The following is an 11,227-nucleotide window of genomic DNA, read 5'->3' as shown; positions in this document are numbered from 1 at the left end:
CACCGTCGAAATTACTTGCTTCATCTGATGCGTTGACGCTTCCCTAACGGGAAGAATGTTAATTAAAAAGAAAGGCTCTGGCCGAGGTTCCGGCAGGATTTTGTGCGGGCCTCTTGACGTGGGGAGTCATACCAACGCCTGCATTTGCGGCTTGGGTAAAGTGGCGGCTTTTGTGCGTATTTTTGCACAAAAGGTGACAGTTTACCCAAGTCCTTGCAAGATGCACTTGTTAAATTTAGTTTGGATAACTATCAATTAAATTGAGTGCAACTCCATTTGATGTAATTGCTGTTTCTAGAGCAGAGACAGTTCTTGGAATAAATTGGCTACTATCGCCAACAACTGATTGAGCTAAAGCTCTACCAAGAGCTTCAGTAGAAAAACCCCCAGATACCTTAGTAAATGCATAATACACATTCATTTTGTAACCTTCTTTGTAAGGCATTAAGCATGTAAAGAAAGTGGTGTTTTCTGCGCCGGCAAAATTGTCATTTGAAGTTGCTTGAATAACTGCATCTTTGCAAGTTGGCACTCTCATTGATGCACCTGCTAAAGCAGCAAAACCTTTTGCATTTTCAAATGGATTTACTAGCTCAAAACGACCAACATCATCTGGTAGAGTTGCAGGTGGTAAGTTGTTTTCAAACTTTACATTATCAGCGTTTTCTTGCATTGCTTCCTTGAGACTATTGGACAGTTTCATCGTTATTGAAGATGACACCTCTGCTTTAATATCATATATTTTATAGCCTTCAAAACGCTCCTTTGTAGGTGTAAATGATGCACACCCAGCGAGCGTGAGAACCGATAAAGCTACTATTGTTTTCGTCATTTTTTGAGACCTCCTCGTCTCTGTTTTTTGTAAAAAATTTAACGCCGCGCTCTGCGGCAAATTTGGAGCGCAGCGGAAAACTTGTCCGACAGCAGCGCCTTGTTAGGCATTTTCACTATCAACACAAACCTTTCTTAATATTTCAATTTGCTCTGCTTTCGATAGTTTTTTAAAAGATAATATGGCAGCCTTCAAAACATCACTTCTGCTGCACTTAAAGTCTCGGGGGAGTAAACTGATCTCGTCGATATCCTTACTGACAGGTTCAGTAAGGCTAAAATTAAATCTTTTGAATTTTGCTTGGCTCACAAGAGTGTCTCGTTTTTTTCAGAAGGTTAGCACTGTTAAGTAAATTATGCAAAATACACAACTTACACAAGTTGTGTATTGTAAGGAGCTGTGCTATGGTAGATAAAAGTATAAGTTTTCGAGGCACGGCATGGCTACAGGCATAGTGAAAGGCGAAAAGTTGGGGGAAGATGCACTTCTTGCGGACTCTGCTAAGAGCGAGCCTTTTCCATTACCCTCAAATAAAGATGGTTTTGAGTTAAATTATCCAAATAAGCTTTCCAAAGATGAAATATTTAGTGATGTAGATCATGAGTATTCCTCTATTGATGGTAAAGGCAAAGTTTCGCCCATAGAAGATATAGACGTAAATGCCTTTTTACTTGCAGATAATTTTTATGGTCTTAAAAAGCTGCTCGAATGCCATAGCGGTAAGGTTTCCTTGATTTATTTAGACCCTCCATATGGTACTGGAAAAGACTTTCAGTCAAGAGCACTGAAGCACGCTTATAAAGACGTTTTTGGTACAGCCTCATGGATTGAATTCATGAGAAGGCGTCTAATATTAATGCGTGAGTTACTTACAGATGACGGTTCTATCTATGTGCACATAGGTCATCAAATGCTTTTTCATTTAAAGTTGGTTATGGATGAAGTATTTGGCGAAAACAACTTCAGAAACATGATTGTTAGAAAGAAATGCAGCTCCAAAAATTATACAAAAAACCAATACCCTAATTTGAATGATTACATATTGTTTTACTCTAAAACTGACACTTATATATGGAATCAACCAAGTGTGCCAGCAACAGAAGAGTGGATTAATAAAGAATATACAAAAAAGGATGAAAAAGGACGGTATAAGCTGGTACCAATACACGCACCAGGCGTGAGAAATGGGGAAACGGGAAAACCTTGGAAAGGAATGAATCCTCCAAAAGGGAAGCATTGGCAACTAACCCCTGCAAAATTGGACGCTTTAGATGCTAACGGCGAAATTCACTGGTCGAAAAATGGAAACCCTAGGCGGAAAGTGTATTTGCCACAAAACAAGCAACGTCCACTTACAGATTATTGGGATCAATATCGAGACGCTCACCATCAAAGCATCAAAATTACAGGGTACCCAACAGAAAAAAACCTAGACATGCTTAAGATGGTTATTAACGCATCTAGCAATGAGGGTGACATTGTTCTCGATCCGTTTAATGGGTCTGGTACTACCATTCATGCAGCGAATGAGTTAGGTAGAAAATGGATCGGAATTGATCAATCCTTCACTGCTGCTGAGGCAACCTTGAAGAGGTTGCGGCATGGGTTGGAGGAAATGGGAGATTACGTAAATGGAAAGGAGGCTGATCGAACAAATGATATGTTTAGTTCTGATCAAGCCCCGCTACCAGAAAACTTCAGGACAGAGTTTAATTTCTATGTTGATTCCGATGTCTTAGAAAAACACCATAAAGAAGTTAAATTACTAGCAAAAATATAATTAAATGTGCAGCGTAAGCTGCACATTTAATTTCTTAGCCATTGCTCAGTTATTCTATCATCTGCTAACTTTAAAGTAGACACTCGCACTCTATCACTTAGCTTGCCATCAAGAATACAGGCTTCTTCCCAAGTATCTCGATGCGTCAAACCGGGGCCATCTGATAAAAATAACAATTTAAAATTAGTGTTAGATGATTTTGTAAATTCATCGGCTTTCATTACTTTATCATTATTTCCACCTGTTCGGTCATCAGACTGTGAGCCTCCTCTAGTGCTATCATAACGTGCAAATCCGACCGCTAGAACCTCGCTACTATCAAAGTCTCTGATGACAAAATCACAGGGGTAATCACTATCAAAGTCTTCAAATATACTTTGCAATTGAATATCTTTTCCTGCTCCTCTTGGCCCTTCAATAGTAAGATTTTCTGAAAACCTATCTTCAAACCAAGTAAAGAATAAGTCTGTTAAGATGTAACCTTGCTTGCCTCGGTCATCATACTCACCAATTAGTGAAGTCAGAGCGTATTTATCCTTCTCGGGCATATTAGAAAACTGCCTTTTAAGAAGGTTGATATCTTTAAAAGTATGCCCGTAATTATCAACGAACATTGAGGTTGGATTCATTAGTTTTTTGGATTTTTCGGTATCTATGACAGTACTAACGCACCTTCTAAAAAGCTTAAGAAGAGGCATTCTTACATCAGCCTTATAAACTTTTGGATTGCGGATCGCATCCAGCAATTCAGCAGATGAGGACGATTCCATAATTAAGGATTGGAATAAGTCTACAAACACGCCATATCTATTAAATCGACCTTCAACAAATTCTGGAAAAGTAGGGCTTGATGGGATCGCCGTGACAACTGATTCTGGATCATCAATCTCAGATAAAAATGATAAATTTACTGCCATATAACTTAGGGCTTACGCCACTCTCCTTTCCGATATTGATTTGAATACATGTATGCCTAACATTTGAATCTACGACATAAGGTCGTATATCCACCTGTCGTATATCCTTTTTTTAAAATCGTTCTGATATTACTCGAATCATACACCATGACTGGATTCCGCAGAAGTCCGAGATTCAAAAACTATTAAGAAATGCGACACTATGTCGTATATCGTGATTTTACACCAGTTTCTTAGCCACTTGTTTTATATACAGTTTTTGATTCGTTCTTGTAAGTTCTCAGGATATACGACAGGCGGTCGCTTTTTAAGTCAAAAGGTACTAAATCTAGCTGAACGAAAGCGAATTCTCGATGCTAGGGAACATCAGCTTTAACTACTAAAGTAATGTCCACCTTATCCATGACTACAATTTATCAAACAAACTCTTCCCACCTTTTGGAAAGATTCGCATACCCTCCCCACTCAATATTAACCACAGCGGCCCACCAGGTTTTAGTGCTTTAGTAGGATGTCCAAATTATTTAACCTAGGTGGGTATAACTAAAAATTTGGACTAAGCCTTAACTTAGCGTCAGTCACTTTGGCCCCTTCAAAATAACAAGCCAGATACCAGTAGCTAAATCTGGTTTTTTCCAAAGGTTTAATCTCTTTTGGTTTGAATGGATTTTCAATTATTTAGTGTACTTGTTTTTTTCTAAATAATGTTCGATCAGCCGATGTTCTGGGGTGTTTAGCAAATGTTCGTCTATATTTTCTAACCAATTAATATCATTCAAAGATTTATCAATTGGGGCGCGCAATGCGATTGGTGTCATTTCTGAGTAATGATTGAGAATGGTGTCGATGTCATTACACCTCTGAAAGCATGTTGTTAATGCGTTAGCCATGTTAAATGCTGTTTGCAAACCAACGCCCGCGCTATAGTGGAAAGAAAAAGCCGCATCGCCAATTAGAACCATATTTTCATGGAAAAGGTGTTTAACGGTATTCATCTTGAAAGAAAACCAGGGCAAATTGGTAGAAACCAAGTCAATTTTGTCTTCTTCGCTGGTGAATATCTTATTAAGATGGGGGATAGCTTCGGCTGGGCTTTGCTGGAGAAAGCGACTCGATTGAAAGCACTTTTCGGTCATTTCAATGATAACAGCCTGCCTGGTGTCCGTTAGGGGGTAGGAGGACAACTGAATGAAGCCGGTAGATGTTTTAATGACGTAAAACCTGACATTTGTTTGAGGTTTTGGTGAGTCGTTATAAAACCAAGTAAACTTTATTTTTGCTTCATGCTGCTGTGTGACAAATTTAGCCGCATATTCTTTTCGTACAATGCTGTTTACGCCATCTGCTCCAACCAATAAGTCGCAGGAATCTTGTAGCTGACTTAGCTCAGATGGAAGCACTTTTTTCTCTTCGATAGTTATTCCGAGTGACGTAGCTTTATTTCTGAAATAGCGCATCAATTCAAAACGGGAAACGCAGTGTCCATCAGAAAACTTAAAGGTTTGGCAGTCGTTATTGGTTTTTACGGTGGCTTGTGAGAGTCTCGGCGGAGTGTTATTCGCAAAGAGTGATGTGAAATAATCCTCATCCAAATGCGCTAACAAATCTTTGGTCAGCCCCTGTAGCGTGTAGCCTAAACCAAATGAGTTGATTGATTCATTTTTAGCCTCATAAACGGTGATGTCAAAGCCAGGATTGAATTTTTTCATGGCACTCGCAAAATAGAGCCCGGCCGGCCCACCGCCAATGATAATAATTCTCATATTCTCATATTCCTTTTATGCCAACCGGTACTACTACCGAGCATGTTTAATCTTTGTTAATCTTTACATTATAAACATTAAAGACTTAGCTTTACACCTGAATTCTACAATTTGTTTCTTTAACCGTTTTAGGTATTAAGCCAAGCTAAGTAAACTTGACGATGATTTGGTGAGCCATCAAATTCTTTATTACGCAAATCGCACAAAGCAAACACTAGTTTAAAGGCGCGGCGACAAACTTGTAGCCGTGCCTGTCATTGATATAGCCAATGCCATTTACAGCCATATTGAGATACCAGAAAACAGTAACTGGCCACTAAATATTAGCAACGGTACAGAAAGCGACTTAAGCACGACAGCGTAAACTCTCGGGTTGAACCGCTCTCCTAAGGCTTTAATAAAGAGAGCCACAGAAAATTTCGTAATACACAGACTAAATAATGTACAAACAATAAATACAACAGCCTCTATATTAGAGCCCATGAAAATATAGCTACTGCCAATAGTTAGCCAAAATATATACGGTGCTGGATTTAGGAAGTTAATTTTTACTGCCGTAGCTAAGCTTGAGCTTTTGCTACCCCCGACACTAGGGTCGATGTTGTTTGGAGTTTTAAGTATTTTGTATGCAATAAGAGCTAGGTACATAGAGCCAAAGACAGAAATCGCAGAGATAAACAAGCCTATATCATTAAGCTGCAACGTTAACAGCAATGCCAGAAGTATAATTGGCCCATCGGTTACAATAGGTGCAAGGCTAGCCATAAACCCATTGTAATTACCTTTTGACATGGTTTGATGAATCACAAACACACCTAAAGGCCCCGGTTTCAGCCCTGCCACTAAGCCAAAAGTTAATGCTGCTAATGCGAAATACATGATATACCCAGTAGGTTACAACCCTACTAATAATGGCGAAGAAACAGGGTGGTTTTATTTGGAACGAAGGCTTCCCTGCATATAAGTAGTTGCATACTTAACCTGCTTATTGTTCATACTGTCCAAGAGTTATAAAACCTGTATTCGTATGGATACTTTGTTCATTGTAATAACTACCCAAATAGTAACTCAAGGTCATACTTAATTCATATTGGTTGATTATAGATTTGAGTCAACGAGCTTTTTTGCCTAGCCATTATCAGTATCTAATACGAAGCTAAGCTTGGCATCACAAAGGTTGGTTTTAGCCAGTGTGCGTATTTCTTTTGCCAGTTGGCGATAAAAGCCCCGATTAGGACAATTCTGGCGCCATGCTAAAACGTGCATTCTTGATAAATTTAGCTGATCAATATCTCTAACGCTTGGCTGACTAATATTGATGATATCTGCCGCACCACGAAATATTGCAGACTCTGCAAGGCAGACAAAGTATTCCAACTGTCTTAGTGTCGGGGTTTCATGAGCCATTACAAGCGCAAATCCTCTATCAGTGTACTTTTCTATGATAGATTAATACTATCAATATAATTGTAGTACTTCTATTGAGCTATCAGTATCCGCAGTGCATATTACGCGAGCTTGAACTTCAATACCCAGCGTAAAAGCAATGGTTTATGAGCGTTTTTTTCAAGCATTACGTTGACAAGTTGAAACTATACGACTAGCTTCAAATAGAGATAAATTGTTGCGCTTTCACAAGAAATTTAGCTCTGGTTAGAGTGTTACCACCATTGACCTCTTATAATGATTGAAAATACCATATAAAAAATGTTACAAATCAACGTTCCCCAGCTAGCTATGATTCGAATTAACAATAAAGCCGGTATTCATTAAATGCATATATTTAAATGGGCAGTACTACTTTCAGCGTTCTGGTTGTTACTTTCTGGCTACATCCAACCACTATTACTTAGTTTCGGAGCCGTTTCTGTCATCATCGTACTTTTTGTCTTAAAACGTATGGATGAAGTAGATGAAGAGCCACAAGAGATTGGGACAGGTTTACGATTAATTCGATACATTCCATGGCTAATTGGGCAGATCATTGGCTCTAGCGCCCACGTTACAAAACTGATCTGGACTTCGTCAAATAAGGTTTCGCCAAGCTTGGCGAAAATAGATATAAAAGAAATACCTCCGAGCAATCATGTTTTATACGCAAATTCCATAACACTCACACCTGGCACCTTAAGCGTAGATTTGGAGGATGGTGAACTGACTGTTCACGCACTGCAAAAGTCCTCGTTAGAAGAACTCGAACAAGGTGCTATGGAAAATAAAATCGCCGGGATATGGGGTAATAACAAGTGACAGGAATATACGCTGCTGTTTGTATCGCTATTTTGGTTGTTATGGCTATCGCTTTGGCCAGAGCATTCGATGCGCCAACCGTTTACGACCGTATTCTAGGAGTAAACATGTTTGGCACCAAGACTGTTCTTTTTATTGCGGCCGCCGGTTATATGATGGGACGCCCAGACTTCCTGGACATTGCCATTGTGTACGCATTAATCAACTTTACAGGGATGGTTGCGGTACTTCGCTTTTTCGAATACACAGCGCCAATTGAATAAAACTTAAATAATAATGGTTGGACATGTTTGTCTTAGATATTGTTAGTAGCCTCCTGCTAATAGCAGGCGTTTTCTTCGGCTTAAGTGGTGCCGTTGGACTTTTTAAATTCCCGGATTTCTTCACTCGCGTTCACGCAGCGAGTGTCACGGACTCTATTGCAGCCATTCTGATCATAGGCGGTCTCCTCTTGCAGACGTCTTTCGATTTAAATACCGCAAAACTTTTATTCATACTGGTGTTTTTGATGCTTACCAGTCCTACCGCTTCTCATGCTCTTGCTAAGTCAGCCCGTCATGGCGGCTTACTTACAATTGCTGAAACCAAGAAAGAACAACAGGAGCAAACGCACTAATGGCCGAACTGATCGACTTGGTACTGCTTGCTATGTTGGCGCTCACTGCTTTACGCATTATATTTTTGAAAGATTTATTTGCTGTCGTCATGCTCTTCGGAATATATAGTTTTCTGTCAGCATTGATATTCGTAAACCTTGACGCAGTTGATGTCGCGTTCACCGAGGCATCGGTTGGTGCGGGCATATCTACAGTACTCATGCTTGGCACACTGGCATTAACTGGTAGAAAGGAAAAGCAAAGTGCCCACTCTTCAATCCTCCCTTTGGTTGTAGTCTGCGTAACCGGCGCTGCCTTGATCTACGGCACGCTCGACATGCCTCCCTTTGGGCACCCTGACAACCCAGTACACGAACATGTCGCTCCACGCTATATAGAAGAGTCACCTAAAGAAGTCGGATTACCGAACATGGTGACATCAGTACTTGCAAGCTATCGTGGCTTCGATACTTTAGGAGAAACGGTTGTTGTATTTTCAGCAGCAATTGGTGTCTTAGCATTACTTGGCGTAAGGCGCCGCGAAGAAAGTGATGCGCCAGAATCTGGTTTAAAAGCGCACCACGTACTGCACGTTGTTGCCAAGCTAATTATTCCCTTGGTTATACTGTTTGCACTGTATGTTCAATTTCATGGTGATTTCGGCCCTGGGGGCGGTTTTCAGGCCGGTGTCATCGCTGCTGCGGCTTTCATTTTGTACGCTTTAGTCTTTGGGACACCAAGCTCATTTGAAGTAGTAAGCCCAAAGTTTTTGCAATTAATGGCCTCTTTTGGCGTACTGCTTTACGCCAGCGTTGGCTTGTACAGCATGCTTAAGGGCGGCCAATTCCTTGATTACAACAAAATCGCAGCAGACCCAATCGCTGGCCAACACTACGGTATAATTATCATTGAACTTGGTGTTGGTATTACAGTGTTTGCCGTTATGCTTAGTATTTTCTATGCCTTCGATAGCCAGGCTGAGAGGTCTAACATCCAGTGAACTTTATTCTCGATTACTACAATTACTGGATCGTCGTATTTTTGATGATGACCGGTTTCTATATCGTTATATCCGCAAATAACCTGGTCAAAAAGGTCGTTGGTTTAAACGTCTTTCAGACCTCAGTTTTTATGCTTTACATTTCTATGGGTAAAGTCACTGGCGGCACCGCACCAATTGTCGTCGAAGGGGTTTCTCAATACTCTAACCCCCTCCCTCATGTTTTGATTCTCACAGCAATTGTTGTCGGCGTTGCGACAACGGCTGTGGGGCTTTCACTAATTGTTCGGATCAAACGGGCTTACGGCACAGTTGAAGAGAACGAATTTGAAAACAAGGATGATGCCATCTAATGCTTGACCAACACCTGGCTGTGCTTCCTATAATTTTGCCCCTGATAGCAGCACCTATCACACTCGTTTTGGGCCGTTCAATACTATCTTGGTGTTTTGCCACGCTAATAAGCGCTTGGGCCTGCCTGGTCTCGTGGCAGCTATTAGTTGCAGCTCTATCTGATGGCGCACTTAGCTATGCTGTCGGTGGCTGGCCACCACCCTGGGGGATAGAATTACGTATCGATGCCGCTAACGCGTTTATTCTGTTAGCCGTATCAGCGCTTTCAACACTTGTTCTAATTTACTCAAAGGACAGTATTGAAAAAGAAATCGACCCATCAAAACACTCACTATTCTACACTGCACACCTACTATGTCTTGCCGGCCTTTCTGGCATACTAGTTACTGGTGATGCCTTTAATCTCTTCGTGTTTCTTGAGATTTCCTCGCTTGCAACCTATACCCTTGTTAGCCTGGCTTCGGATCGACGCTGCTTAACTGCTGCTTTTCGCTATCTAGTGATGGGAACGATCGGTGCAACGTTTATCCTGATAGGCGTTGGCATGCTTTATATGAAGACAGGCACCCTTAACATGCTAGACCTTGCAGGCCGTATCGACGTATATGACAGCAGCCGCACGATCAATACCGGGCTCGCATTTATTATGGTCGGCGTCAGCATCAAGCTTGCTTTATTCCCATTACATATGTGGCTTCCTCCCGCTTATACCCATGCGCCCTCAGCTGTTACCGCGTTTTTGGCCAGCACAGCGACTAAAGTTGCAGTGTATGTGATGATTCGTTTCATCTTTACAATATTCGGGGCTGACCATGTTTTCACCGATATGGGCATGGATCTAATTTTGATGGTCTTGGCTGTCGTCGCAATTTTCAAGTGCTCTTACATGGCAACCGTGCAGAGCAACGTTAAAACAGTCCTTGCTTATAGTAGTGTTGCGCAAATTGGTTATATGATTCTCGGACTGAGCTTAGTCAGCGTAACAGGTTTGATGGCGGGACTTATCCACATATTTAACCATGCACTCATGAAAGGAGCTTTGTTTATGGCCGTCGGTGCCGTCTTTTATCGCGTAGGCTCTGTTGATATAAAAGCGTTCAGAGGTTTGGGCAAACACATGCCTTTAACCATGGCGGCATTCACAATTGCTGGCCTGAGTATAATCGGCGTACCGCTCACCGTTGGTTTTGTAAGTAAATGGTATCTGGTGACAGCAGCGCTAGAACAAAATCATTGGGTACTTGCTGCACTTGTACTTGCTGGCTCATTGTTAGCGGTAATCTATATTGGCCGGGTATTAGAGGCTGCGTATTTCCAAAAACTACCAGAATCACAAAACCCTAATAATATTAAAGAAGTTCCCTGGCTAATGCTGGCTCCGATGTGGGCACTTGTATTGGCAAACATTTATTTTGGTATCGATACAAGCTTGACTACCGACGCTGCAAATAGCGCATCTCAATGGTTATTCCAGAATACAACCTTAAGTATTAATGCTCAGGAGGTTTCTCCATGAACCTCTGGCAAGGTATTGAGCCATCACAGCTGATCACCCTCTCGATTCTTGTACCTTTTATTGGTGCGTTAATCGTTATCGCAACAGGTAAGAACCCAAACATCAGAGAGGCTGTCACATTAAGTACAGCAGCTATCTTATTCTCTATCGTATTAGCAATTACCGACTATACCTTTCAGGGTGTTGCCCTTAAGCTTGATGTTATCGACTTATTTCCAG

Annotated in this window: 12 protein-coding genes and 1 pseudogene; 8 read left to right on the top strand and 5 right to left on the bottom strand. The window is 41.1% G+C overall.

The genetic code is table 11. The annotated features are described in order from the left end of the window. Positions 1-235: 235 nt before the first annotated feature. Positions 236-832, bottom strand: a complete 597-nt coding sequence (locus tag A3757_RS02560; protein WP_068553651.1) for a hypothetical protein — start codon at positions 830-832, stop codon at positions 236-238. A 439-nt stretch (positions 833-1,271) separates the two neighbouring features. Here A3757_RS02560 and A3757_RS02550 point away from each other — a divergent pair, with 439 nt between their 5' ends. Next, on the top strand, positions 1,272-2,612 hold the full coding sequence (locus tag A3757_RS02550; protein ID WP_068553649.1) for a site-specific DNA-methyltransferase: 1,341 nt from the start codon (positions 1,272-1,274) through the stop codon (positions 2,610-2,612). Between the two features lie 26 nt (positions 2,613-2,638). Here A3757_RS02550 and A3757_RS02545 read toward each other — a convergent pair whose 3' ends face one another. From A3757_RS02545 to A3757_RS02530, 4 genes are all read right to left on the bottom strand, one after another. Next, positions 2,639-3,529 carry a hypothetical protein gene (locus A3757_RS02545; RefSeq protein ID WP_068553648.1) on the bottom strand — a complete coding sequence of 297 codons (891 nt, stop codon included), beginning with the start codon at positions 3,527-3,529 and terminating at the stop codon, positions 2,639-2,641. Between the two features lie 674 nt (positions 3,530-4,203). Further along, a complete protein-coding gene (locus A3757_RS02540; RefSeq protein ID WP_068511187.1) occupies positions 4,204-5,292 on the bottom strand; it encodes an FAD-dependent monooxygenase in 1,089 nt (362 codons plus the stop codon). A 276-nt stretch (positions 5,293-5,568) separates the two neighbouring features. Beyond that, a complete protein-coding gene (locus A3757_RS02535; protein ID WP_068510259.1) occupies positions 5,569-6,171 on the bottom strand; it encodes a LysE family translocator in 603 nt (200 codons plus the stop codon). Positions 6,172-6,420: 249 nt separating this feature from the next. Next, on the bottom strand, positions 6,421-6,699 hold the full coding sequence (locus tag A3757_RS02530) for a LysR family transcriptional regulator (RefSeq protein ID WP_068567256.1): 279 nt from the start codon (positions 6,697-6,699) through the stop codon (positions 6,421-6,423). Positions 6,700-7,065: 366 nt separating this feature from the next. Here A3757_RS02530 and A3757_RS02525 point away from each other — a divergent pair, with 366 nt between their 5' ends. The 7 genes and pseudogenes from A3757_RS02525 to A3757_RS02495 all read left to right on the top strand — a co-directional run. Continuing rightward, positions 7,066-7,542: a Na+/H+ antiporter subunit E gene (locus A3757_RS02525; protein WP_068509907.1), complete on the top strand. Its 477-nt coding sequence runs from the start codon at positions 7,066-7,068 to the stop codon at positions 7,540-7,542. Then, complete coding sequence (locus tag A3757_RS02520; protein ID WP_231872273.1) at positions 7,539-7,805, top strand: monovalent cation/H+ antiporter complex subunit F; 267 nt, start codon at positions 7,539-7,541, stop codon at positions 7,803-7,805. The genes A3757_RS02525 and A3757_RS02520 overlap by 4 nt, the downstream gene beginning before the upstream one ends. Before the next feature lie 23 nt (positions 7,806-7,828). Then, a complete protein-coding gene (mnhG, locus tag A3757_RS02515; RefSeq protein ID WP_068510913.1) occupies positions 7,829-8,158 on the top strand; it encodes a monovalent cation/H(+) antiporter subunit G in 330 nt (109 codons plus the stop codon). Beyond that, on the top strand, positions 8,158-9,138 hold the full coding sequence (locus A3757_RS02510) for a DUF4040 domain-containing protein (RefSeq protein WP_082865135.1): 981 nt from the start codon (positions 8,158-8,160) through the stop codon (positions 9,136-9,138). Before mnhG ends, A3757_RS02510 begins: the two co-directional genes overlap by 1 nt. Further along, a complete protein-coding gene (locus A3757_RS02505; RefSeq protein ID WP_082865136.1) occupies positions 9,135-9,491 on the top strand; it encodes a cation:proton antiporter subunit C in 357 nt (118 codons plus the stop codon). The genes A3757_RS02510 and A3757_RS02505 overlap by 4 nt, the downstream gene beginning before the upstream one ends. Next, entirely contained in the window at positions 9,491-11,008 is a 1,518-nt protein-coding gene (locus tag A3757_RS02500) for a monovalent cation/H+ antiporter subunit D family protein (protein WP_068508492.1), read from the top strand. The genes A3757_RS02505 and A3757_RS02500 overlap by 1 nt, the downstream gene beginning before the upstream one ends. Next, positions 11,005-11,227 (top strand): annotated as a pseudogene (locus A3757_RS02495) (monovalent cation/H+ antiporter subunit D family protein); the annotation flags it as partial. The gene A3757_RS02500 and the pseudogene A3757_RS02495, both read left to right, overlap by 4 nt.

It is taken from the genome of Oleiphilus sp. HI0117 (assembly GCF_001635235.1).
The sequence above is the reverse complement of the archived record's forward strand: the minus strand, read 5'-3'. Positions and strand labels throughout refer to the sequence as shown.